Source organism: Galbibacter mesophilus (genome assembly GCF_023721415.1).
GTDB classification, from domain to species: Bacteria; Bacteroidota; Bacteroidia; order Flavobacteriales; family Flavobacteriaceae; genus Galbibacter; species Galbibacter mesophilus.
Genome location: NZ_JAMQVC010000001.1, coordinates 1,425,083 through 1,449,712, shown reverse-complemented (window position 1 = coordinate 1,449,712; position 24,630 = coordinate 1,425,083). Strand labels below are relative to the sequence as shown.

Below are 24,630 nucleotides of genomic sequence, written 5' to 3'. Positions count from 1 at the left end.
AAAGCGACTTTAACCAGTCGCTTTTATTTTTTGTAACATTACATCGATTCTAAAAAGCGCATACTCTTTTGATAAAAATGAAACATTTCAGGTTTCTTATATTTATATCTGCCTTATTTGCAGCATCCTACTTGCACGCGCAAGAAACCTTAAAAGGAGTCGTTGTAGATTACAAAACCAACAATCCGCTTCCCTTTGCTACCGTTATTGCAAACAACAACACCAGTACCATAACAGATGTAGAAGGTAAATTTCAGCTACAACAAGACGAAAGCATCAATACGGTTCGAATAAGTTATATTGGATATAAATCTCAAATTGTAAATATAGTCTCCAATAAATTTTTAACCATAACACTCGTAGAACACACTGAAGCATTAAACGAAGTTGTAGTTCAAACCAATCAAAATGAAGCTAACCGAATTATTAAGGAAGCTATTTCCCGCAAAAAAATCAACAACCCTGTAGATGTACTCAACACTTACAACTACAACAGCTACAGCAAACTTTTAATTACGGCAGACAAAGATTCAATTAACGGAAGCATCGATTCCATTTTTAAAGTAAAACGTAAAGGTCTAAAATTCAAAAAAATAGATTCTACTAATTACAATGTCAAAAATATCCTTGAAAAATCCCACTTGTATATTATTGAAAAAGCTTCCAATTTTTTATACTCCAAACACCGAGGAAAAAGGGAAAACATTCTTGGCACCCGTATGGCAGGCTTTAAAAAACCGATTTATGAAGTATTGGCGCTGGAGATGCAGTCGTTTTCCTTTTACAATAATCGGTATAAAGTTTTTGGAACTGAATTTATCAGTCCGCTAAGCAAACAATCCTTAAAAACCTACAACTTCCGAATTTTAGACACTATTCAGGAGCAAAATCGAAAAGGATACATGATTCATTATTTTCCAAAAAAAGGAAAAGAAACGGTAGCCTTAAAAGGTGTTTTGTTTATTGATGCGGAAACCTTTGCTATTCAAAAAAGCATTTCTCAACTCCATGCAACCATAGACATACAGGCACTACAAAATTACACGTACTTCCCAAAGCAAAATCTTTGGTTCCCATCTTCAAACAAAATAATCGTTGGGAAGGGTGAAAACAATACCGTAGTAAATCTATTCGGCGCCCTACGCATTGCCACGAGCTCTACTATGGAAGATTCTACTATGGTTAGCACCAACCCAGATGATATCACTAAGCATCTATATTTAGAATCGGAAACTGAAAATTTCGACATTCAACTCAATGAACCTGTTACCATCGAGCGACAGGGAACTGCTTTAAGGTTGATGAACGCAGCCCCTACCCGTGATGAGGATTTTTGGGAGAATTACCGGAGAGAGCCTATTACTGAAAGAGAGAAAGAAACGTATAATGTGGTGGACAGTATTGTGAATTCTGGTAATTACGAAAATAAATTATCGTTCATTCGAAAAGTAATGGTTGGCTATGTAAGTACGAAATACGTTGATTTCGACTATAAATCATTGCTTAAATTCAACCGCTATGAGGGCTTCAGACTTGGCATGAGTGCTATTACGAACAATAATTTTTCCACCAAATATAAACTAAGCGCTTACGGTGCCTACGGAACCAAAGACAGGGATTTTAAGTATGGTTTTAGCGCAGAAAGAAGGCTGGATAAATTTGATGACACACGTATCGGCATCAGCTATAAAGACGATTTAGTAGAAACCGGAAACCTTTCTTTCATTACGGATGGCAGGGCCTTTTATCTATTTGAACCACGCTTATTTAACCTCACACAATTCCATAAAATAAAAGATATTAGCACGTATCTTACGCATGATTTTACACCGAAATTAAGTTCGAAATTCCAGATTTCCCATCAAGATGTAACACCTACGTTTAATTACACTTTTACAAATGATGGTAAAACCTATGATAAATACCAAGTAAGTTCCATTACGGCATCCTTCCAATGGAATCCGTTTAATACCTATATGCAAACAAGTGAAGGGAAAGTAGTTATTGAAAACGAATATCCACAATTCACCTTACAAACTGCGCAGGCTTTACGGGATATTTTTGATAGTGATTTGAGCTTTTCTAAGTTCGCAATGCGGGTTATGCATGAATTTCGACCCCTAAATAAAGGTAAAACCACTTTGCTTTTTTTAGGCGGGATGAGTTTTGGAGATTTACCCATCACAGAACTTTACAACACCTCCCCTAACCAACCGGATGGCGAGTTAATAATGAATAGATTTTCCGTAGCAGGAAGGGATAGCTTCGAAACGATGTACTTTAACGAATTCTTTTCTGATAGATATGTGGTTTTACAAGGGAAGCATTACTTCCAAAGATTAAACATCACACCTAAATTCCGACCAGAATTTGTATTAATTTCCAGGTTCGCCATTGGAAATATTTCAGAAAGACAACAACACGAAGGAGTCGATTTTCAATCATTGGAAAACGGTTACTTGGAAAGTGGTTTTGAAATCAATAAAATATTCAAAGGCTTCGGATTGAACTTCATGTACCGTTACGGTGCCTACCATCTACCCAACTTCGACGATAACATTTCACTGAAATTCACCTACTATTTTAGTTTGGGTTTTTAGTGTTAAGTCAAGTCTTGAATGACGGGTCGGGCGGTCGTGGATTTTGAGGTAGGACAAAGCGCAAAAAATGCGCATAGCAGTAGCTACGCAAGTCTTTTTGCAATGCAGGAATACCTCTAAATACACCCCGGACTACCCGTAGGTTTAAATTTGACCTGACACTAGGCTCATTAGCAGAGGTTGCGTACCTTTGCACCGAAATTTTTAAGGATGCTCAACAAAATAACAAAAGGCTTCTGGAAAAAAACATCCAGAATTATTCTTCGTAACCGCATTATTATTCTCCTAATTTTGCTCGGAATCACTGTTTTTCTGGCAATGCAATGGAAAAATATGCGGTTTACCTTTACGGAAGCAAATCTTTTGCCAGACCATCATCCAATCAATCTAGAATACAACAAATTTTTGGACACCTTCGGGGAAGAAGGCAACCTTATCATAATCGCTGTAAAAGACAGCAATTTATTTACTCCTAAAAACTTTAATGCTTGGAATAAATTAAGCAAGCAGCTACAAGCTAAACCAGAAGTTGACTTGGTAGTTTCTACCGATAATCTTCAAAAACTGGTTAAGAACAATGAAGAACAGCGATTTGAACTGGAATCACTTGTTAAAAATAAAGTAAAAACACAATCGGAAGTTGACAGTATTAAAGATGAAATATTCTTGAAGCTTCCTTTTTATCAGAGCTTACTTTACAACAAAAAAACGTATACCATCCGCTCTGCAATTTATATAGACAAAGAAATTGTCAACACAAACGTTCGGAAGGATTTTGTATTGAATGATTTTGAACCCCTTATTGAAGATTTTGAAGCAAATACAGGTCTGGATGTCCGTGTTTCTGGAATGCCATACATAAGAACGCTTAACTCACAAAGCATTATTGATGAAATAAGCATGTTCATCGGAGCTGCTTTAGGAGTAACATCGCTCATTTTCTTTTTCTTTTTCAGGTCGTTTAGAGCCACCTTCATTTCAATGATTGTAGTTATTATTGGCGTGATGTGGGCTTTCGGTATTTTGGGCTTGCTTCATTATGAAATCACAGTCTTAACGGCTCTAATTCCTCCTTTAATAATTGTTATTGGTATCCCCAATTGCATATTTCTCATTAATAAGTATCAACAAGAGGTCCAAAAACATGGTAACCAGGCCAAATCCCTTCAACGGGTAATTTCCAATGTTGGTAACGCCACTTTGATGACCAATGTTACCACTGCTGCTGGTTTTGCCACTTTTATTATTACAGAAAGTAAACTTCTTAAGGAATTTGGTATTGTAGCATCACTCAACATTTTCGCCATCTTCGTGCTTTCACTACTTATTATCCCTATTATTTACAGTTTTATGCCTTTGCCAAAAACAAAGCATTTAAAACACTTAAATACGCGATGGATTAACACATTTGTAAGCTGGATGGAAAACAGTGTACGGAATCATAGAATTGCCGTATTTATTGTTTCTCTGATTGCTTTAATAGGAAGTATAATTGGAATTTACCAAATTAGAATTTCTGGAAGTCTTATTGAAGACATGCCCCAAAGTGCAGCCTTCTTTGATGATATACGTTTTTTTGAAAAGGAATTTGACGGTATTCTTCCTGTTGAAATTATGGTGGACACCAAGCGCAAGAACGGCGTTATGAAATTATCTACCCTAAGAAGAATGGACGAATTGGAGGAACTCATCAGGGAAATTCCAGAACTTTCTGATCCTATTTCTGTAACCAACTTAGTTAAATACTCTAAACAAGCATACTACAACGGCAATCCTAATTATTTCCAATTGCCCAACAATCAAGAAAATACGTTTATACTTTCGTATGCCAAAAAATCCTCCGGACAAGCAGACTTACTTAAAAGCTTTGTGGATAGCACAGGACAGGTGGCTCGAATAACCACTTTTATGCAAGACATCGGTACTGATAAAATGGAAGGAATAGAGACCGATCTTTGGAAGAAAATCAATAAAGTGCTTCCCCAAGATCGCTACGACGTAACTCTTACAGGAAAGGCATTGGTTTTTATGAAGGGAACCAAATATTTGGTAAAAAATTTAATCATGTCTTTGGCATTAGCCATTTTCTTGATTTCTTTGTTTATGGCTTACATGTTCCGTTCTTTTAAAATGATTATTGTATCGCTCATTCCAAATATTTTACCCCTTATTATTACTGCTGGGATGATGGGCTTTTTAGGAATTCCTATAAAACCATCTACCATTTTGGTATTTAGTGTTGCTTTTGGTATTTCCGTGGACGATACTATTCACTTCTTGGCCAAGTACAGACAAGAACTTACTAAAAACCATTGGCACATTCGTAAATCCGTTTACAATGCGCTTAGGGAAACAGGCGTAAGTATGTTTTACACTTCCATTGTACTTTTCTTTGGTTTCTCTGTATTTATGTTAAGTAGTTTTGGCGGCACAAAAGCTTTGGGAGGTTTAGTTTCCTTCACTTTGCTAGTTGCTATGTTAGCGAATCTTATTCTGCTTCCTGCATTATTATTGGCCTTGGAAAGAAATATTGCCAACAAGAAAGTTATGATCAAACCAAATGTAGATATACTCCCAAAAAACGGAAAAGAGAGCAAATAAATTTTAGTCAAAACACTTTATTCAATTTAAAACTTGCTTTTGGAGTATCTCCAAGATTGAAATGTTTTCAAGCATCCTAAAATAAAAAAAGCCTGCCGAAAACAAAGTTTTCAAACAGGCTTTAAGGTTCCCCCAAACCTACATTCTTATATATTGTCAGGTATTCTGTTTACCTTTTTTTTAAAAATCTATGAACAAAGATATCTTAATTTTCTATATTTTGAAGGGGTGTTTTTCCCTTTTTTTATTATTTAAAATTTTCTTAATTCTTAGTTCGACTATGTTAAATATACAAAAAAAAACATTTCCTAGACATAACCTAAAGATTAATTTTAGGTTAGATGTATGAATTTCGTGTAGAATACTATTATTATAAGCGTACAAGGGTTTAAATCTAGCGTTAAAATTTTATCTTTGTGCCCTTAAATATTCAAGTAACCAAGAATGAAACGAGCATTAAAAAATTTTAAAAATTACTTATAAAGAGATTCTTTAAAATTTTTAATGCGAGAGCGGAGCAATTGCACACGTTCTCAATTTTTTAATTAACTGAATATAAAAAATTAATAAAATTTAAACGTGTGAAAACAGAAAGCATTAAAGAATTGCTTACAGGAGAAAAAGTTCTCCAAGAAGTGAAGGTAAAAGGTTGGATACGCACATTTAGAAGCAATAGGTTTATCGCTTTAAACGACGGTTCTACTATTCACAACATTCAGTGTGTGGTAGATTTTGAAAATACCGAAGAAGAAATCCTTAAACAATTAAATACAGGTGCCGCCATAAGCGTAACTGGAACGCTAGTGGAAAGCCAAGGAAAAGGACAATCGGTAGAAATTCAAGTGAAAGAATTAAAAGTTCTTGGAATCGCCAATCCTGAAGAATATCCTATTCAGCCGAAAAAGCACTCTTTAGAATTTTTAAGGGAAAAAGCACATTTACGTGTTCGCACCAGCACATTTAGCGCTGTAATGCGTGTTCGCTCTGCCCTTTCATTTGCTGTACATGAGTATTTTAATAAAAATGGCTTTTATTACGTAAACACTCCGGTTATTACCGGATCGGATGCCGAGGGTGCCGGTGAGATGTTTCGCGTCTCTACTTTGGATCCAAAAAATCCACCACTTACTGAAGAAAACGAAATAAACTACAAAGAGGATTTCTTCGGAAAGGAAACCAACTTAACGGTTTCTGGACAGCTAGAAGCTGAAACCTATGCAATGGGACTTGGAAAAGTCTATACTTTTGGTCCGACTTTTAGAGCCGAAAACTCCAACACTTCTCGTCACTTGGCGGAATTCTGGATGATTGAGCCAGAGGTTGCCTTTTTAGATCTTGACGGAAATATGGATCTTGCTGAAGATTTCATCAAATATGTTATCAAATATGCACTCGATAACTGTAAAGATGATCTTGAATTCCTTGAAAACCGACTTCTACAAGAGGAAAAAACAAAGCCTCAGGCGGAAAGGAGCGACATGACACTCACCGAAAAGCTTCACTTCGTACTGGATAACAACTTTAAGAGAGTTAGCTATACAGAAGCTATCGATATTTTGAAAAATTCCAAACCGAACAAAAAGAAGAAATTCAATTATATAATTGAAGAATGGGGAGCTGACCTGCAAAGTGAGCACGAACGCTTTTTAGTTGAAAAACACTTTAAAGCTCCTGTAATTCTGTTTGACTATCCCGCAAAAATCAAAGCATTTTACATGCGCCAAAACGACGATAACAAAACCGTTCGAGCAATGGATATTCTATTCCCGGGAATTGGAGAAATTGTTGGTGGATCACAACGTGAAGAGCGGTATGATGTGCTTTTGGATAAAGTAAAAGCTATGGGAATTGACGAAAAAGAATTGTGGTGGTACCTTGAACTCCGAAAATTTGGAACGGCTCAACACAGTGGTTTTGGATTAGGATTCGAACGTTTGGTACTTTTTGCAACAGGAATGACGAATATTAGGGATGTAATCCCTTTCCCTAGAACTCCTCAAAACGCAGAGTTTTAGAATAAATTAACACAGAAGACTATCAAAAACTAGCTTTAGACACACATTCTTAAAGCTAGTTTTTTTATTTTTATGTAAAGGTTGAACAACACATGCTAAAACAGCAACTACAATTTAAATTATCGCAGAAACTATCTCCGCAGCAAATTCAATTAATGAAATTGATTCAGCTGCCTACACAAGCTTTTGAACATCGCTTAAAACAAGAGCTTGAGGAAAATCCAGCTTTAGAAAGCGGTAAAGAAGAAAGTTCGGAGTATGAAAATGAAGGGCTTGATGATGTTTCGCATGATGATTACGACAATGAAACTATCAATGCGGAAGACATCAATGTAGATGAGTATTTAAGTGATGATGAAATCCCGGAATACCGACTTCAGGCAAACAATTATAGTAGCGACGATGACGAGAAAACGGTTCCTTATGCCGCTGGCACTTCTTTTCATCAATATTTGTTAAATCAACTAAACACCTTTCGATTAAACGATGAAGAAAGGGAAATTGCTGAATTTTTGGTTGGCAGCGTAGACGAAAGCGGCTACATCCGAAGGGAAATTAGTGACATTGTTGATGATTTGGCTTTCACCCAAAACGTGTTTACCAGTGAAGAGGAAGTAGAAAAAGTGTTGCTAAGGGTGCAACAATTAGACCCTGCTGGGGTTTGCGCGAGAAACCTTCAAGAATGCCTCCTAATTCAACTTGAACGAAAAACACCAACACCCAGCGTAGATTTGGCCATTGATATTCTTGAGAAATCTTTCGAGCAATTTACCAAAAAGCATTACACCCGACTCATACAGAAATTTGATATTACAGAAGATGAATTGCGCAATGCCATTCACGAAATCGAACGACTAAATCCGAAACCTGGTGGTTCTTATTCTGGCAATAATCGAATTATAGAGCATGTGGTTCCCGACTTTACTATCCGAATTGTCGATGGCGAACTAGAACTAAGCTTAAACGGCAGGAACGCACCCGAACTTCATGTTTCCAGGGAGTACAATAATATGCTAAAAGGCTATAAAGACACTAAGAAAAAATCGAAGTCCCAAAAGGATGCTGTACAATTTATAAAACAAAAGTTGGATGCCGCCAAATGGTTTATAGAAGCCATTAAACAACGTCAAGAAACACTTTACGTTACCATGAACTGTATTATGCATCACCAAGAGGAGTATTTCTTAACGGGCGATGAACGTAAGCTAAGACCTATGATTTTAAAAGATATCGCAGATACTATCGGAATGGATGTATCAACGGTATCACGTGTTGCCAACAGCAAATACGTAGACACCCCCTACGGAACCAAGCTCATAAAAGAATTCTTTTCAGAATCAATGAAAAATGAGGAAGGAGAGGATGTTTCCACACGGGAAATCAAAAAAATATTGGAAACGGTAATCAATGAAGAGGATAAAAGAAAGCCTTTAACAGATGATAAATTAGCCGCTATTTTAAAGGAGAAAGGATACCCTATTGCAAGAAGAACGGTAGCCAAATATCGAGAGCAATTAAACATTTCTGTGGCCCGATTAAGAAAGGAAATTTAATGCGTGTATTTTCAAAATTAATAAGCCACCTTTTCAACCCAATATTTGCTCCAGTATTGGGTACCGCGTTATATTTCTTAATTTCTCCAAAATACAACCCTCCTGAAGCAATTAAACTTGTATTATTGGCCGTTTTGATATTAACCGTTGTCATTCCGTTTATAAGCTATTTGCTTTTAAAAAACTTGGGGTGGGTTAGCAATATTGAATTAAAAGAAACTAAAGAAAGAAAACTGCCCCTAATAGTTTGTATTATCCTTACTTACATAACCATTCTTAAAATTGCACCGGCTTCCTATTCCGCCGAGCTCTACTTTTACTTCGTAGGCATTTTAGGAGCCCTTATAAGCGCATTAATCATGGTTTATTTGGATTTTAAGATAAGTCTTCATGCAATGGGCATAAGTGGACTCACTACATTTATAATAGGTTTGTCTATCCATTACGAAATAAATATCACTATTGGATTGGCTGCCTTAATTCTTTGCGTTGGTTCCGTAGCCACCGCAAGGCTCTATTTAAAGTCGCACAAAGGTTTAGAAATTATTGCTGGATTATTTATTGGCGTAATAACACAGTTTATAACTTTTGGGTACTGGTTATAAAATATAAAAAATGAGCCCGGCTTTCACAATTCTTGGCTCAATAAGCTGACCATCAATTGTGAATTTATCATCCTCAAATAAATTGGAAAGATCGTATTGGGCGTAAAAGTTCCAAGTGTTATAACCAAAATTTAAGTAAATACCATATTGAATATTTCGTATATCGGGATTATCAAAGGAATATTTAATTTCATCGGTAACCAGTTTTGATTTACCCGAAATTAAATAAGAAAATTTTATCCCCGTATAGATTCGCCAAAACCTGTAATTATCTGCGGTTGAATTCCGCCAACGAAATTCTATCGGAAATTCTACAAAACTCATGTTCAGCATGTTTCGATTATAGGAAAAATCACTAGGAATCTTCTCATAAACAATATTTCCATTTTCCTCTTTTATGGCCAACAAGTCACTGTAAATTGCGTTTATTGATAGTCCGGCCCCAATTCCAAATCCTATATTTCGCTGTCTATTCAGTGGCAAATCTTTAATAAATCCACTTATAAAACTGTAAGAAAAACTACTCTGCCCTATCCCTTCGGGAGCCCGAGTCAACAAATTATAATTTATTCCTATATAAAACTGATCTTCAAAATACTTCTCGTCAGCTTCAACCACAAAAAGACTATCCTGTTGCGCCTGAGATGCAACAAAAACAAACATTAATAATAAGACAAAGAGAGACCTCAAGTGCGTTTATATTTTAAAACAAAGTTACTTTAAATTTAAAAAGTCTGGTAACTAAAAAACGCTTCAATCGAAATGAAAGAAGCGTTCTTTAAATATAAGTTTAATTGAAATGTCCTATTTCAAATTTTGAAAAGCATCACCAGATTTAGTGGTGTAGTTAATTTTAAGTGCATTCACTTTTCTTAACTCTTGCTTTATGTCTGATACAAGTCCCATGTTGGTCTCGTTATCGACTTTCAAAGCGGTTGTAAGTACGTTTTGTAACTCTTCACGCTTTGAGGATCTTTCTGCCAGCACATAGTTAGCCACTTCAGAAACATCAGCAAACTTATCATTTAACTGAATTTTCGCTGCCGTACCAAACTTATCTTGGTAACGTGGACTAGGCTTACCAGCATAAATATATATTACCCTATCTTTTTTATCAAGTTTTTGAACCTGATCCGCATAAGGCAATTCATTTTTAATCATAAGAGAACTATCTTTCATTGTGGTTACCGTCATGAAGAAAAATAACAACATGAATACGATATCCGGCAATGACGCGGTAGAAACCGCAGGTAAATCCCCTTTCTTTTTCTTTGTGAATTTTGCCATAATAGCTTTACTAATTAATTAGTTACTTTTTGGTTCTGCCTCAGATAACTTTTGAGGATACATCTTTTGGATTCTTTCAATCTTTGGCTTAAGATCATCCTTAACCCCGTCTGGAGTTTTCGGATCCAAATATCTCGCATCCATAGATGTAAAATCTTCTCCAAATAGACGTTGTGCCTCTCTGTTTCTTAATTCATTATAGGCAGCAACCAATTCGTTTTGTACTGCTATATAGGTTCCATATTCGGTCAATCTATCATTCTGTAAAGAAATAATAGCCTTATTAGGGTGATCCGAAGATTCTGGATTTCTAGGTCCTTGACAGTAATCACAAGTTTCTCCTTTTTCCCCAGTTCCTCCACCGTTATCTAGGAATTCCTTCGCAGCCTCTCTAAGGTCTTTAAGTTCCATCGGAGAATCTTCAACTAACAATTGATTGTTTTTGTTAACAACCACAGTGAAGATATTTTTCTGCTTAATAATTGGTGGATTTTCTGGCGGCTCTATAGGTGGCAACTTACGGTCTAACCCTGCATCTGTCTCAATAGTAGTTGTTACTAAGAAAAAGATTAAGAGTAGGAAAGCGATATCTGCCATTGAACCTGCGTTAACCTCAGGCGGTGCTCCTCTTCTTGCCATCTTTTATAAGTTTTTAATTATTGTTTTTTAAACGATCCTACAATCATTGCTCCTACAGCCAAAATGGCCAAAATGAAGAAGGTCCATAAACCTGCACCTACCCATTTAACTGTGTTTTCGCTTACGTCAATATCACGCGCAGCCATTTTATCAAGATCAACATCTGAACCGCTTGCAAGAACAAAGTAGCTTATCGCTATGATTAATGCAAATACCCCTACAGAGATTAGTGATTTCTTTAATTTATCTGGATCTGAAGCCAAACCAACCAAAGAAAATATAAAAGTAATCGCTGCAATGATAATTGTTAACCAAATACCTAGATTAATCATCAAGCTAATAACACCTTCGTTATTATCTTGGTACACTATGGCAATCCATAGCCCAAGGCCAACAACACCCAGTATTATCGCTAATATTTTAGCTATTTTATACATATCTTAAATTAAATTTAGTGCTTATTATTTTTTGTGATCTACCAACATGTCTACTAAGATGATTGAAGCATCTTCCATGTTGTTAACTATACTATCAATTTTAGCGATAATGTAGTTGTAGAAAATCTGAAGTATAATAGCCACAATAAGACCAAATACTGTCGTTAATAACGCCACCTGGATATCACCTGCAATAAGAGATGCATCTAATCCACCAGCTGCACTAATTTTTTCGAATGCCTGAATCATACCAATTACTGTACCCATGAAACCAAGCATCGGCGCAATAGCGATAAATAAAGACAACCAAGAAACGTTTTTCTCCAATTGACCCATTTGAACTCCACCGTAAGCCACAACAGCTTTTTCAGCAGCGTCCACACCTTCGTCAACTCTGTCTAATCCTTGATAATAAATTGATGCAATAGGACCTCTTGTATTTCTACAAACTTCCTTAGCTGCTTCTACACCACCAGACGCCAAAGCATCTTCTACTTGTTGTGTAAGTTTTTTAGTATTTGTAGTAGCCAAGTTCAAGAATATAATTCTTTCAATAGCCACTGCAAGTCCTAAGATAAGACACAATAATACAATCCCCATGAAACCTGCACCCCCTTGGATGAATTTTTCTTTAAGGACTTGTTGGAATCCAGGTGCTTCTGCAGCGCCTGCTTCTTCCTCTTGTACTAGTGCCGTAGCAGCATCATCAATAGCAACAATTTCTGAAATTTGATCAGATACAGCAGGAGTTAACTCCTTCGCGTTGGCAGTTGTTGCGTTAAAAGCCAATAATCCAGCAATTGCCAGAATAGAGAATAGTCTTTTCATTTCTTCTAAACTTAAATTTGTTCGTTAATAGGGTTAAAGATAAAAAAAAAATGTTATTAAACATTAAAACTACAGCAGAGAGGAAGGGATTCGAACCCTCGATACGCTTTTGGCGTATACACACTTTCCAGGCGTGCGCCTTCGACCACTCGGCCACCTCTCTATTAAACTTATAGCTTTTTTCAGCCGCCAAATAACGAATTTTTTTTTAGTTCTTAAAATTTATGTAGTTAATTTTAAACCATTTCACCACGCAAAGAAGTTTCATATATGGTTTTGAACACTTTACGTTGAATATTATTCCCCAACAAATATAGCAATTTTGCAACCGCTGCCTCTGTTGTGATGTCTTTTCCGTTAATTAAACCAATTTTTTTCAGGTGGGAACTGGTTTCATATTGCCCCATAAGCACACTTCCACCCGAACATTGGGTAACATTTATTATAATTTTACCAGAATTCACTGCTTTTTTCAGCACTTCCTCAAACCATTTTTCTGTAGGCGCATTTCCAGCCCCATAACTTTCTAAAATTACAGCTTCCGTAGCTGGATTTAGCAATAAACAAGAAATGGTTGCCTCGTTTATACCAGGAAAAAGTTTTACCAAAGCAATATTAGCCTCCATATTTTTATGGACTTTCAATTTTTTCCGTGTAGGCTTCAATAAATACTCGTGATTCACTTTTAAATGCACGCCGCTCTCTGCCAAAGGAGGATAATTTAAAGATGCAAATGCTTGAAAATGCTCTGCATTAATCTTTGTTGTGCGGTTTGCGCGGTACAATTTATATTCAAAATACAAACAAACCTCCCGTATTACCGGCTTGTTGTTCTTTTTTAATGAAGCTATTTCAATGGAAGTGATAAGATTTTCCTTGGCATCGGTCCTTAGATCACCAATAGGCAATTGCGACCCCGTAAAAATCACTGGTTTTGCTAGATTTTCCAGCATAAAACTCAAAGCAGAAGCCGTATAACTCATGGTATCACTCCCGTGCAAGACTACAAAACCGTCATAATCTTCATAATTTTCTTCAATAATTTCAACAATTTGAACCCAGTAGCCCGGATTCATATTAGATGAATCGATAGGATTTTCAAAAGAAACCGTATTTATGTTACAGTTTAAATGGGAAAGTTCAGGGATTCGCTTCAGTAGCTTATCAAAATTAAAAGCGCGCAACGCACCCGTATCGAAATCTTTTACCATTCCAATAGTACCACCAGTATATATGAGCAATATATTAGTCTGCACTTTTTAACTCTTTTAATTTGTTCTTGACCGGATTGGCATACATTTCCAAAAAATTCTTCAATTCTAACGCATTCTTATCTGCCACCCTTCTCTTTATCCTTCTTTTAAATTGCCTTTTCTCCTTTTCAGAATAAAAATCCTTAAACTCGGTACTCCCGTTTATCATATCATATGCCAAGTAATTCGATGGCCATAACTTGTAATTCCTGTAAACCTCTGTATCAATAACGGAGGCCAATAACTGCAATTGCTTATTTACGCCTTCCCCACTATCTTTTATTGCATCCAATTCACTGGTAAGCACTTTTCCTGCCGCAATGTGAATGCGTTTTTTTTGTCCCGTAATACCTTTAAGTATGCTATTAAAATCTTCGTTGGAAGATTTTACATATTCAATGTCGTAATGTTTAGCTGTTAATTCCGGCATTTTTAGCATGTCGGTGGGATCGTTTTCATAAGAGATGGAAACAGGCACAATTTTAAGTTTTTTAAAATAGTCCATCGCCTCGTCTTCCCCTTTTGCCAACGCCAACATTTTAAGTAATCCTTGTTGGGTTTGGTCGTTTCCATCTTTCGTTCTCCCTTCCCGCTGTGCTATCCAAATAGATCTTTTTTCCTGCTGAAGTGATTCACGTATATAATTGGAAATCAATTTAGAGCTCTCCAACATTTCCCTTGGCGGAAGGTCTCGCTTAATAATGAAACTCCGATTTAGTCTGGATAACGCCATTAAAAAAGGTTTCTTAACTAGGTTATCGCCTATGGCGGAAGCTGTCATCGTTAAATTATGATCATAAAGCGCCACATTTATAAAAGATGTATCCAAAATTATATCCCTGTGATTGGATATAAATAAATAAGACTCCCCAGAAGACAATTTATCAAAACCAGAATACGTTAGTCCTTCCGAACTGCGTTCCAGAATCATCTGGATACTTTTGTAAACCACCTTGGTTTGAAAATCTTTAATAGAAGCGCAACTGCTAACGTACTCAAATAGCTCCTTTTTGCTTTTTTCAGGAAAAGTAAACTGAAGCATGGCCATAAACATGGGATGCTCCAAGTATTTTAGAATAACTTCGTTTACTTCGGAATCGTAATATGGCCTTATATCGTCTTTAGTAATCAATTTGCTTAGCGAGTTGCGACAACAAAAGAACAAAATTTAGTTCACTTTAACCGTCATTCTTAACAAAAGGTGAACAGCCGTCCCCTTAATTTCACATACATGTATCATCGCCCAAACACTTGTTTGGAATTTTCGGTAGTAATTTTTGCAATTTCCTCAAGAGGCAACCCATAAATATCTACCAATTTTCCTGCCACCTCAAGCAAGTACGAACTTTCATTTCTTTTTCCGCGATAAGGAGTTGGCGCCAAATAAGGCGCATCGGTTTCCAGCACTATTTCGGAAAGCGGAATTTCCTGCAAAAACTTATCTATTTTACCATTTTTGAAGGTAACTACACCCCCTATTCCCAATTTCATGTTATAAGAAAGTGCCTGTTGCGCATGTTCTACAGTTCCTGTAAAACAATGAAAAATCCCAAAGAGATCTTCTCCTTTTTCACTTTCCAAAACTTCAAAAACCTCATCAAAAGCATCCCTGCAGTGAATTACAATTGGGAGCTTATACTTCTTTGCCAATTGAATTTGATACTTAAAAGCGTATTGTTGTTCCTTCAGGAATGTTTTGTCCCAATACAAATCGATTCCAATCTCACCAACTGCATAAAATTGGCGCTTCTCCAATTGTGCTTCTACATGCGCCAGCTCTTCCTTATAATTTTCTTTTACATGCGTTGGATGCAAACCCGTCATTAAAAAAACATTATCTGGATAATCAGCTTCCAATTGCATCATGGATTTTGTATAAGTGGAATCGATTGCTGGAACAAAAAAACGTTCAATCCCAGCATCCAAGGCTCTTTTCATCATTTCATTACGATCTTCATCAAAAGCTTCACTATATAAATGTGTATGGGTATCTGTTAAAATCATGGCGCAAAAATAATGGTTTAAACGTCTATATTTGCATAAAAAAGCGATAATGCAGAGTTTGAAAAAATTTCTATCAGAAAGAGGATATATAAAAGCGCCACTAACCTACACAAAAACCAACCATTTTGAAGTAGTAGCCAAAATAAATGGGATTACAGGCAGGTTTATACTTGATACGGGCGCTTCCAACACCTGCATTGGTTTTGATTGCGTTGAACATTTTAAATTGGAAACCGAAGCTTCTGAAATTAAGGCAGCAGGCGCAGGAGCCACAAATATGCTTACGCAAATTTCTAAAAAAAACAGTATCGAGATTGAAGGGTGGAGCCGCAAAAAAATAAAAATAGTGCTCTTCGACCTGACTCATGTAAACTCCGCACTCACCATTCACGACGCACTTCCCGTTCATGGAATTATTGGCGCAGATGTTCTTAAAAGGGCTAAAGCTGTAATAGACTATAACAAAAAAACGTTATTTTTAAAGCCTTAAAAACCAACCAAAGTGAAAACTACCACCTCCCTTAGCATACTTTTATGCTATTTTGGACTATTTACGTATGCTCAAGAAAAAATCGATCCTTTCATTCGCGTACTGGATACTGCCAACAATAAAACTATACAATTACAATATCTCGACTCTATTATTCATCACATAGATAAAGAAAAGCAAACCGACGCCTACGTAAATTTCGCCAAAAGATATATTGATATAGCCGAGGAAACAGAGCAGTTTGATAAAATGGTAGGACAATCAGTAAAACTATTTTATTACATCAACAATATTCAAAACAATAATGAAGATGCTTTGGCGGTGGTTTTAAGGGCGGAAAAGCATAAAGACAAAATAAAGGACTCTTTCTTGCTTGGCAGTATATATTTGAAAAAAGGAGGGGCATATTACGATGTGGATTTTAAAAAAGCTTCTGAAAACTATACCAAAGCTATTCATACATTCGGGAAATCCGATTCTATATATGTCGCCGACGCATATTTATTTAGAGGGCACACGGAATCCTACCAAGGAAACTTCTTACATGCCATCAACGATTACCGGAAGGCATCAGAATATTACGAAGCCCTAGGCGATATTGAATATGTTATTCAGGCCAAAAGCGGCGTTGCTTCTGTATATGGGATGAATAAATTATATGAAAAAGCAGAAGAAGCAGAAGATGAAGTGATCGCCTATGCCAAAGCAAACGAAAAATGGTACGCAGCGGTGAGCTGTTTGTATAATAAATCCATTCATTATCAAGAAATGGGCAACTTGGAAAGGGAAGAAGAATTACTGCTAGAAGTGAAGAAAATCAATAAAGAAAAGAATGGCAATGATATTTATTCTGATGTATTTATTGAAGCTTCGTTGACCAAATTATACGTTAAAAAAGGAGAAATAGACAAAGCCCAAGACCATTTTCAAAAGATTGAAGCTCGAAAAAATGATTTTGAAAACAATAAGCAACTAATGAACCACTACCACAAAGCCAAGGTAGCCATTCTAGAAGGCGAAGAAAAATATGACCAAGCTATTGCATTGTTGAAGCAACTAATTCCAGAATACGAAAAAGGAAACAATAAGGATCATTTGGTAAACCTAAAGCAGCAATTAGCCAGACTTTACGAGAAAAATGGAGATCTCGAGGATTCCTACCAAACTTATAAGGAATACAATGCTTTAGAAGATTCCCTTTTCAGCACACAAAGAACCAATGCACTTAGTTATTACCAAACACTTTATGAAACTGAAAAGAAAGAGAAAGATCTTTTAGCAAAAAATGCTTCCATCGAGACCTTAAAAAGTGAAAATGAAGCCAAGAAGAGACTCTTAGGATTTTCTGTTGCTGGATTAAGTTTGTTTTTTCTTAGTGTTTTTCTCTTCAAAAACAAACAACACCATAAAAAGGCTAAAATCCAACAAGAATTATTTAGTCAGCGACTTCTCAGTTCTCAAGAACAAGAACGGGAAAGAATTTCAAAAGATCTTCACGATAGCGTTGGCCAAAGTCTACTGCTTATTAAAAACAAAGTGGTTTTAAATGCAGATGAGAATACCAAAACAATGTTCAACAACGCAATTGAAGAAGTGCGCTCCATATCGCGCGCATTACACCCCTTTCAGTTGGAAAAATTTGGAATTACCCGCGCTATTGAAAACACCATTAATGAAGTTGACCAGCATACGGATATTTTTATCACTTCTTCCATTGAAGACATTTCCCGCACTCTACCAAAAGCAAATGAAGTCCATCTTTACAGAATTGTACAGGAAACACTAAACAATGTAATAAAACATTCTGAAACAGAAGCGGCGAAAGTTATTGTTCAGAAGAAAGAAAAAAACATTGTCGTTACTATAAAAGATCATGGGAAAGGATTTGACTTTTCTGAAAAATACAATGATTTTGAATCGCTCGGACTGAAAACGCTTCAAGAACGCACAAAATTTCTACGAGGCACTATGAAAGTAGATTCAGAAAAAGGAAAAGGTACTACTTTTACATATATCATTCCGTTCTTATGATCAACCCATCCATCATAATTGCAGACGACCACCCTTTATTGTTAAAAGGACTGCACGATTATTTGATTGAGCAAAAATACAATGTGATAGATAGCGCTTCGGATGGAAATTCTGCTTACAATTTAATTATTAAACATCAACCGGACATAGCTATTTTAGATATAGAAATGCCCAAGATGGACGGACTAGAAGTAGCATTGGCATGTAAAAACAATGATATTGCTACTAAAATCGTACTCATCACCCTTCACAGAGAACCAGAGCTTGTCCGTCGTGCAAAAGAACTCAATGTAGACGGTTATGTATTAAAAGAATACGCCATTGAAGAAATTAAAAACTGTCTTGTTCACGTCGCTGAAAACAAGCAGTATTTTAGTCCGGCCATTTTAAAAGAGCTCAAACAATTTTCTAGGGAAAAAGATGATGTTCTATCTGAAATAACGCCTTCCGAAAGGAAAATTCTTCGCTTAATTGCTAAGGACAAAACCAATAAAGAAATTGCAGAAATGCTTTTCATCTCTGTTCGGACCGTTGAAAAACACCGCAGCAACATTATCAACAAACTGGATCTACCGCATAAAACCAATGCGTTGTTACTTTGGGCAAAAGACCACAATGAAATGCTTTTGAGATAGACGATTACTACTTTACCAAGGCTTAAATTTATGTTTTTTAACCATTTCGCAAAGCTATTTTTTCAGTAGCGATTTAAAAAATTAAACTATAGACTCCTCTAATTCAGCGGCTCGTAGAACTTGGAAAAAACTTGAAAAAAACCGGAAAGACCCTGACGCTAAAGGTCAGGGTTCACCTACCTCCATTAAGTAGGCAGGCTCAACCAACAACCTCCACTGCGCCTACGGCTTGTGGAGCTTGGAGAAAACTCGGGAAAAAACCCAGAGAGACCCTGACGCTAAAGGTCAGGGTTCACTCGACCAACAACCTCCACTACGCCTGCGGCTTGTGGAACTTGGGTCTCGTGAATATACGAGTTAGTACGTATTTACTTTGAAGGATGTGTCTGGTACTTTTACCATCTAAACCTAACCAACTTTAGAAAACATGTCCACACTAGCAACAAACCGCCGATCCCCAGTTCTTTTGATTATCTTCTTATTTTTATTAATTGCCACAACATTGGCTATAAACATTTATACCCTTTTGGCTTTATAACAAAAATCCCTGCGTTTCATCCCCTCGAAAAAGGGGGAAATCCCTCTTGAAGTGATTCGTTCTTTGTAAGATATTTACATCAACCAACCAAAAGAAATGATCATGAAAACGAGCAGCGAAATTATTAAAAACAACTCAAGGGATATGGTTTTAGTAATTACTATAGTGGCATTAGCAATGATAACCTTTCTTTTAAACCTATTTTTAGTCGTTACACTATAATTCCCTTAAGACTAACCAACCAAAACTAAAAACGCCAAGGCTTTTACCTTGGCGTTTCCATTTTTATATTTTTAACTGAATTACAGTTCCAATGCTTTCTTGGCATTTCCATCCATCAATAACTCTTCTGGACTTTCCAATGCTTCTTTAACAGCCACCAAGAACCCAACGGATTCTTTACCGTCGATGATACGGTGATCGTAAGATAATGCTACGTACATTATCGGTGCAATTGCAATGGCTCCATCACGAGCAATTGGACGCTCAACGATATTGTGCATTCCTAAAATAGCACTTTGTGGCGGATTAATAATTGGTGTCGATAACATGGAACCAAAAACACCTCCATTTGTAATGGTAAAAGTACCACCTGTCATCTCATCCACAGTAATTTCACCTTCACGCGCTCTTATAGCCAATCTTTTCACTTCTGCCTCAACACCCCTAAAGCTCAAGTTTTCCGCATTTCGTATTACAGGAACCATCAATCCTTTTGGACCAGATACCGCTATACTAATATCGCAGAAATCATGGCTTATCATTTCCTTACCATCAATCATGGAATTTACTGCAGGATACATTTCTAAGGCACGAACCACCGCCAACGTAAAGAAACTCATAAAACCAAGGCTTACACCGTGCTTTGTTTTAAATTCTTCTTTGTATTGCTTACGAAGTTCGAAAATCGGACTCATATCCACTTCGTTAAAAGTGGTAAGCATTGCGGTTTCATTTTTAACGGACACCAAACGCTCGGCAACTTTTCTACGAAGCATGGAAAGCTTCTTGCGCTCTGTTCCACGGCTACCTGTTCCAGGAGTACCCATAGAAGGAGTTGCTTTTACAGCATCATCCTTGGTAATTCTACCGTCTTTCCCTGTACCTTTTACCTCTTTTGGGTCAATTCCTTTTTCAGCCAACACTTTTTTCGCAGCAGGACTTGCAGTTCCAGTTGCATATGTTTGCTTGTCAGCCGATTCTCCTGGCTTGGTATCGTCCGCAAGCTGATCTTCTTTCTTTGGAGATCCTTTAGCATCCGACTTCTCTTCCTTATCTGATTTTTTCTCTTCTTTTTTATCTTCAGAAGCTTCTTTACCGCCGCCAGGTTTTTCCGCATCGGTATCTATCAAACAAACCACTTCCCCAACAGCAACGGCATCCCCTTCTTCAGCTTTCAATGTAATTACACCGCTCGCTTCCGCTGGCAATTCTAAAGTCGCTTTATCTGAATCTACTTCAGCAATGGCTTGATCTTTCTCTACATAATCTCCATCTGCCACCAACCATTCTGCTATCTCAACTTCTGTAATCGATTCCCCGGGAGAGGGAACTTTCATTTCTAAAACCATGTTCTTTATTTTAGTTTTATATTTTTTTTGATGTGTTATTCTCTAATTATTAGCTAAATATACCTTATTTAGGCTTTCGTTGCATATTGTCTTTCGTTTTATCAAAAACATATTCAATAACTTGCTCATGTCTTCTCTTAGAACGTGTTGCACTACCAGCAGCTGGCGCAGCATAGAAGCGGCGTGATGCCACCCTAAAACTACGAGCTTCTTCAAAATGTAACAATAGGTGACTCCAAGCCCCCATGTTTCTAGGCTCTTCCTGTGCCCAAACCACTTCTTCTGCATCAGCATATTTCTCTATTATTTCTCGCATCTTGGTGGTTGGTAATGGAAACAACTGTTCAATTCTAACCAAAGCCACATCCGTTCTCTCTTTTTCTTCGCGTGCTGCTAACAAGTCGTAATAGAATTTTCCGGTACAGAACACCAGTGTTTTCACCTTCTTAACTTCTGCCTCAGCATCGTCTATTACAGTTTGAAAACTTCCATTAGTTAATTCTTCTACAGAAGAAACCACTTTTGGGTGTCTCAACAAACTTTTTGGCGTGAATACAATTAAAGGTTTTCGGAAATCTGCCTTCATTTGTCTTCTGAACAAGTGAAACAAGTTTGCTGGTGTAGTAACATCTGCCACATACATATTATCCTTTGCACACAGTTGAAGATATCTTTCCATACGCGCTGAAGAGTGCTCAGCTCCTTGACCTTCGTATCCGTGCGGCAGCAACATAATCAATCCATTTTGCAACTTCCATTTATCCTCTGCGGAAGAAATATATTGATCGATCATAATTTGGGCTCCGTTACTAAAATCCCCAAATTGCGCTTCCCAGATAGTCAATGTATTCGGACTCGCCATGGCGTATCCATAATCAAAACCAACTACTCCATATTCTGAAAGTAGGGAGTTATACACATCGAAATGGCCATTTTGGTTTTCCTTCAGCTCATTTAAAAGAACTACTTCTTCTTCAGACTCTTCCACCTTTATGACAGCGTGGCGATGAGAGAAAGTTCCTCTTTCTACATCTTGCCCAGACATACGCACATCGAAACCTTCTTCTAACAAACTTCCGTAGGCCAATAGCTCGCCCATAGCCCAATCCAGCTTATCGGTTTCAAAGAACATTTTATTACGTTCTTTTATTAGCTTCTCAATCTTTCGCATGAAATTTTTATCCTTCGGAAGATTGGTTATAATTTCTGCTATCTGCGTTAATTTCTCTTTTGGATAGGTGGTATCCACCTCTTCCATCATTTTATCTTCTAAAGCCGGATTAAACCCTTTCCATTCATCTTGCATGAACGGAGTAATAATTGTTTTATCCTCCTTACGGGAATCTTCCAGCTTCTCTTCCAAAGAAGCTTTATAATCGTCCTCTAGTTTTTTAACATAATCATCATCAATAACGCCTTCAGCCTTCAGCTTTTCAGCATAAATATCTCTTGGCGTTGGGTGATTTGATATCGCTTTGTAGAGCTTAGGCTGTGTAAAACGAGGTTCGTCCCCTTCATTATGCCCGTACTTTCTATACCCTAAAAGGTCAATAAAAACATCCCTTCCGTAGCGCATTCTATAATCCAAGGCAAAAGTTGTTGCATGCACCACCGCTTCCACATCATCTGCATTAACGTGAAGTACTGGCGAAAGTGTTGGTTTCCCAACATCGGTACAATAAGTAGAAGAACGACCGTCCAAATAATTGGTGGTAAAACCAATTTGATTATTTACCACAATATGGATAGTTCCTCCAGTTTTATAGCCGTCTAGCAATGCCATTTGCACCACTTCGTACGCAATTCCTTGTCCTGCAATTGCGGCATCACCATGCACCACAATTGGCAAAACTTTAGAAAAATCGTCTTTAAAGTGCCTGTCTTGTTTTGCTCTCGTAATCCCTTCCACCACCGCACCAACGGTTTCCAAATGTGAAGGGTTCGGAGCAATATTCATATTTATTTTCTTTCCGCCATGTGTCTTTCGATCGCTCGTCCAACCCAAGTGATATTTTACGTCTCCATCAAAAATATCCTGCTCGTAATCCTTTCCGTCAAATTCACTAAAAATATCTTTAGCCGGCTTTCCAAAAATGTTGGTAAGCACATTCAATCTACCACGGTGCGCCATTCCCATTACGAATTGCTCAACACCCATATCTGCCGCTTTCTCAACCAAGGTATCCAAAGCCGGAATAAGAGATTCATTTCCTTCCAAAGAAAAACGTTTCTGACCAACATATTTGGTATGCAAAAAGTTTTCAAATGAAATAGCTTCGTTTAATTTGCGTAAGATATTCTTCTTTTCATCATTGCTGAATTTCGGATGGTTATCATTAACATTCAACCAATCCTGTATCCATTGAATCCGTTCAGGATTTCTAATGTACATGTATTCAATCCCAATCGCATCGCAATAGATAGCCTCTAAGTGATTGATGATTTCCTGAAGTGTGGATGGTCCGATTCCTAAGATTTCACCCGCATTAAAAATGGTGCTTAGATCGGATTGCTCCAAACCAAAATTCTCTATTGCTAGCGTAGGTTCGTATTTTCTTCTTTCCCTAACCGGATTGGTTTTAGTAAACAAATGACCGCGGCTTCTATAGCCGTCAATCAGGCGCACTACCTGAAACTCTTTATAAACATCTTGGGAAATTTCAAGCTTTTCGCCAGTAGCTGGAACCTCGAAAGTAACCGTTCCATTTTCAGAATATGTTTGAAAGTCTTCGGAAGTTGAATTTTCCATCCCGAAATCGAATCCTTGAAAAAAGGCTCTCCAACTAGGCTCTACACTATCCGGATTAAGTAAGTATTGATCGTATAAGTCCGCAAAAAAAGCGGTATTCGCCGCATTTAAAAAGGAATATTTATCCATGTTATCTTTTCACTGTCTCTGTTTAGACAAAATTTATACAAAAGTACAATATTTACCAAAATTGAAACATGGTTTTAATATATTTATAAGATAAAAATTACTGATATGCATATTTATAACAGCCGTTGTTTCAAAAAATACATTGTACTACTCTTTGTGTTAGGAATTACGAATTTCGCACATGCACAAGTGAATGCTTACAACCAAAAGTCTGATTTTTGGAGCCAAGTTCGTTTTGGTGGTGCCTTTGGATTAAGTTTCGGCAGCGACTTTTTTAGCGCTACCGTTTCCCCGAGTGCTATTTACCAAATAACACCACAATTTGCTACTGGAGTAGGAATTGATTTTACCTATGCCAACGCCGAATTCTATACGGCTACCGTTTTTGGCGGAAGCGTACTAACATTTTACAACCCAATTAGACAATTGCAACTATCGGCAGAGTTTGAGCAATTAAAAGTATATAGAAGCCTTGAAATTGAAAACGGCCCCGACCAAGAAGATGATTATTGGTACCCCGCTTTATTTCTGGGGATTGGTTATACTTCCGGACCGGTAACCATAGGCATGCAAGCGGATGTGCTATACGACGAAAACAAAAGTATTTATGCGTCCCCATTTATGCCTTTCATTCGGTTTTATTTTTAAGAAGAAAAATCCTGCCA

General features: G+C 37.1%; 19 protein-coding genes and 1 tRNA gene. 9 read left to right on the top strand and 11 right to left on the bottom strand.

What is annotated here, in order from left to right:
- The first annotated feature begins 77 nt into the window (after positions 1 to 77).
- The 5 genes from NDQ75_RS06310 to NDQ75_RS06290 all read left to right on the top strand — a co-directional run bounded on the left by NDQ75_RS06310 (position 78) and on the right by NDQ75_RS06290 (position 9,374).
- Complete coding sequence (locus NDQ75_RS06310) at positions 78 to 2,600, top strand: DUF5686 family protein (RefSeq protein WP_202028539.1); 2,523 nt, start codon at positions 78 to 80, stop codon at positions 2,598 to 2,600.
- Between the two features lie 210 nt (positions 2,601 to 2,810).
- Positions 2,811 to 5,201: an efflux RND transporter permease subunit gene (locus NDQ75_RS06305; protein WP_202028538.1), complete on the top strand. Its 2,391-nt coding sequence runs from the start codon at positions 2,811 to 2,813 to the stop codon at positions 5,199 to 5,201.
- A 581-nt stretch (positions 5,202 to 5,782) separates the two neighbouring features.
- On the top strand, positions 5,783 to 7,216 hold the full coding sequence (gene asnS / locus NDQ75_RS06300) for an asparagine--tRNA ligase (protein WP_202028537.1): 1,434 nt from the start codon (positions 5,783 to 5,785) through the stop codon (positions 7,214 to 7,216).
- 92 nt (positions 7,217 to 7,308) lie between these two features.
- The gene (gene rpoN / locus NDQ75_RS06295; protein ID WP_202028536.1) at positions 7,309 to 8,769 is read left to right on the top strand and encodes an RNA polymerase factor sigma-54; all 1,461 of its coding nucleotides are present in this window, start codon (positions 7,309 to 7,311) and stop codon (positions 8,767 to 8,769) included.
- Positions 8,769 to 9,374, top strand: a complete 606-nt coding sequence (locus NDQ75_RS06290; protein WP_202028535.1) for a hypothetical protein — start codon at positions 8,769 to 8,771, stop codon at positions 9,372 to 9,374. The genes rpoN and NDQ75_RS06290 overlap by 1 nt, the downstream gene beginning before the upstream one ends.
- On the opposite strand, the gene NDQ75_RS06285 is transcribed toward NDQ75_RS06290, so the two are convergent.
- From NDQ75_RS06285 to NDQ75_RS06245, 9 genes are all read right to left on the bottom strand, one after another.
- Positions 9,369 to 10,037 (bottom strand): porin family protein, encoded by a 669-nt coding sequence (locus tag NDQ75_RS06285; RefSeq protein WP_202028534.1) that lies wholly within the window; start codon positions 10,035 to 10,037, stop codon positions 9,369 to 9,371. The genes NDQ75_RS06290 and NDQ75_RS06285 overlap by 6 nt on opposite strands.
- Positions 10,038 to 10,178: 141 nt before the next feature.
- Positions 10,179 to 10,661, bottom strand: a complete 483-nt coding sequence (locus NDQ75_RS06280) for an ExbD/TolR family protein (protein WP_202028533.1) — start codon at positions 10,659 to 10,661, stop codon at positions 10,179 to 10,181.
- 18 nt (positions 10,662 to 10,679) lie between these two features.
- Positions 10,680 to 11,300, bottom strand: a complete 621-nt coding sequence (locus tag NDQ75_RS06275; RefSeq protein ID WP_202028532.1) for an ExbD/TolR family protein — start codon at positions 11,298 to 11,300, stop codon at positions 10,680 to 10,682.
- Between the two features lie 17 nt (positions 11,301 to 11,317).
- Positions 11,318 to 11,737 carry a hypothetical protein gene (locus NDQ75_RS06270; RefSeq protein ID WP_202028531.1) on the bottom strand — a complete coding sequence of 140 codons (420 nt, stop codon included), beginning with the start codon at positions 11,735 to 11,737 and terminating at the stop codon, positions 11,318 to 11,320.
- Between the two features lie 24 nt (positions 11,738 to 11,761).
- Complete coding sequence (locus NDQ75_RS06265; protein ID WP_202028530.1) at positions 11,762 to 12,565, bottom strand: MotA/TolQ/ExbB proton channel family protein; 804 nt, start codon at positions 12,563 to 12,565, stop codon at positions 11,762 to 11,764.
- A 75-nt stretch (positions 12,566 to 12,640) separates the two neighbouring features.
- Positions 12,641 to 12,728 (bottom strand) — tRNA-Ser (locus NDQ75_RS06260).
- Positions 12,729 to 12,801: 73 nt separating this feature from the next.
- Positions 12,802 to 13,821 carry an asparaginase gene (locus tag NDQ75_RS06255; protein ID WP_202028529.1) on the bottom strand — a complete coding sequence of 340 codons (1,020 nt, stop codon included), beginning with the start codon at positions 13,819 to 13,821 and terminating at the stop codon, positions 12,802 to 12,804.
- Positions 13,811 to 14,950 carry a 1-acyl-sn-glycerol-3-phosphate acyltransferase gene (locus NDQ75_RS06250; RefSeq protein ID WP_202028528.1) on the bottom strand — a complete coding sequence of 380 codons (1,140 nt, stop codon included), beginning with the start codon at positions 14,948 to 14,950 and terminating at the stop codon, positions 13,811 to 13,813. The genes NDQ75_RS06255 and NDQ75_RS06250 overlap by 11 nt, the downstream gene beginning before the upstream one ends.
- A 104-nt stretch (positions 14,951 to 15,054) precedes the next feature.
- Positions 15,055 to 15,822 (bottom strand): TatD family hydrolase, encoded by a 768-nt coding sequence (locus tag NDQ75_RS06245; protein WP_202028527.1) that lies wholly within the window; start codon positions 15,820 to 15,822, stop codon positions 15,055 to 15,057.
- A gap of 49 nt (positions 15,823 to 15,871) precedes the next feature.
- On the opposite strand from NDQ75_RS06245, the gene NDQ75_RS06240 reads away from it, so the two are divergent.
- From NDQ75_RS06240 to NDQ75_RS06230, 3 genes are read left to right on the top strand one after another with little or no spacing between them, the layout of a single operon-like run.
- Positions 15,872 to 16,312 carry a retropepsin-like aspartic protease family protein gene (locus NDQ75_RS06240; RefSeq protein WP_202028526.1) on the top strand — a complete coding sequence of 147 codons (441 nt, stop codon included), beginning with the start codon at positions 15,872 to 15,874 and terminating at the stop codon, positions 16,310 to 16,312.
- Positions 16,313 to 16,324: 12 nt separating this feature from the next.
- Positions 16,325 to 18,343: a tetratricopeptide repeat-containing sensor histidine kinase gene (locus NDQ75_RS15975; protein WP_202028525.1), complete on the top strand. Its 2,019-nt coding sequence runs from the start codon at positions 16,325 to 16,327 to the stop codon at positions 18,341 to 18,343.
- Positions 18,340 to 18,978, top strand: coding sequence for a response regulator (locus NDQ75_RS06230; protein ID WP_207190435.1), 639 nt, complete (start codon positions 18,340 to 18,342; stop codon positions 18,976 to 18,978). Before NDQ75_RS15975 ends, NDQ75_RS06230 begins: the two co-directional genes overlap by 4 nt.
- A gap of 840 nt (positions 18,979 to 19,818) precedes the next feature.
- On the opposite strand, the gene odhB is transcribed toward NDQ75_RS06230, so the two are convergent.
- Both odhB and NDQ75_RS06220 read right to left on the bottom strand, forming a co-directional pair.
- Positions 19,819 to 21,087, bottom strand: a complete 1,269-nt coding sequence (odhB, locus tag NDQ75_RS06225; protein ID WP_202028524.1) for a 2-oxoglutarate dehydrogenase complex dihydrolipoyllysine-residue succinyltransferase — start codon at positions 21,085 to 21,087, stop codon at positions 19,819 to 19,821.
- 64 nt (positions 21,088 to 21,151) lie between these two features.
- Positions 21,152 to 23,965, bottom strand: coding sequence for a 2-oxoglutarate dehydrogenase E1 component (locus tag NDQ75_RS06220; RefSeq protein WP_202028523.1), 2,814 nt, complete (start codon positions 23,963 to 23,965; stop codon positions 21,152 to 21,154).
- 105 nt (positions 23,966 to 24,070) lie between these two features.
- On the opposite strand from NDQ75_RS06220, the gene NDQ75_RS06215 reads away from it, so the two are divergent.
- Entirely contained in the window at positions 24,071 to 24,613 is a 543-nt protein-coding gene (locus NDQ75_RS06215) for an alpha-ketoglutarate decarboxylase (RefSeq protein ID WP_202028522.1), read from the top strand.
- The last annotated feature ends 17 nt before the right edge of the window (positions 24,614 to 24,630 follow it).

Coding starts and splice junctions, on each gene's coding strand:
- NDQ75_RS06215 (WP_202028522.1), top strand. CDS start 24,071: ATGCATATTTATAACAGCCGTTGTTTCAAAAAATACATTGTACTACTC.
- NDQ75_RS06220 (WP_202028523.1), bottom strand. CDS start 23,965: ATGGATAAATATTCCTTTTTAAATGCGGCGAATACCGCTTTTTTTGCG.
- odhB (WP_202028524.1), bottom strand. CDS start 21,087: ATGGTTTTAGAAATGAAAGTTCCCTCTCCCGGGGAATCGATTACAGAA.
- NDQ75_RS06230 (WP_207190435.1), top strand. CDS start 18,340: ATGATCAACCCATCCATCATAATTGCAGACGACCACCCTTTATTGTTA.
- NDQ75_RS06240 (WP_202028526.1), top strand. CDS start 15,872: ATGCAGAGTTTGAAAAAATTTCTATCAGAAAGAGGATATATAAAAGCG.
- NDQ75_RS06285 (WP_202028534.1), bottom strand. CDS start 10,037: ATGTTTGTTTTTGTTGCATCTCAGGCGCAACAGGATAGTCTTTTTGTG.
- NDQ75_RS06310 (WP_202028539.1), top strand. CDS start 78: ATGAAACATTTCAGGTTTCTTATATTTATATCTGCCTTATTTGCAGCA.
- NDQ75_RS06275 (WP_202028532.1), bottom strand. CDS start 11,300: ATGGCAAGAAGAGGAGCACCGCCTGAGGTTAACGCAGGTTCAATGGCA.
- NDQ75_RS06280 (WP_202028533.1), bottom strand. CDS start 10,661: ATGGCAAAATTCACAAAGAAAAAGAAAGGGGATTTACCTGCGGTTTCT.
- NDQ75_RS06305 (WP_202028538.1), top strand. CDS start 2,811: ATGCTCAACAAAATAACAAAAGGCTTCTGGAAAAAAACATCCAGAATT.
- NDQ75_RS06290 (WP_202028535.1), top strand. CDS start 8,769: ATGCGTGTATTTTCAAAATTAATAAGCCACCTTTTCAACCCAATATTT.
- NDQ75_RS06265 (WP_202028530.1), bottom strand. CDS start 12,565: ATGAAAAGACTATTCTCTATTCTGGCAATTGCTGGATTATTGGCTTTT.
- NDQ75_RS06270 (WP_202028531.1), bottom strand. CDS start 11,737: ATGTATAAAATAGCTAAAATATTAGCGATAATACTGGGTGTTGTTGGC.
- NDQ75_RS06245 (WP_202028527.1), bottom strand. CDS start 15,822: ATGATTTTAACAGATACCCATACACATTTATATAGTGAAGCTTTTGAT.
- rpoN (WP_202028536.1), top strand. CDS start 7,309: ATGCTAAAACAGCAACTACAATTTAAATTATCGCAGAAACTATCTCCG.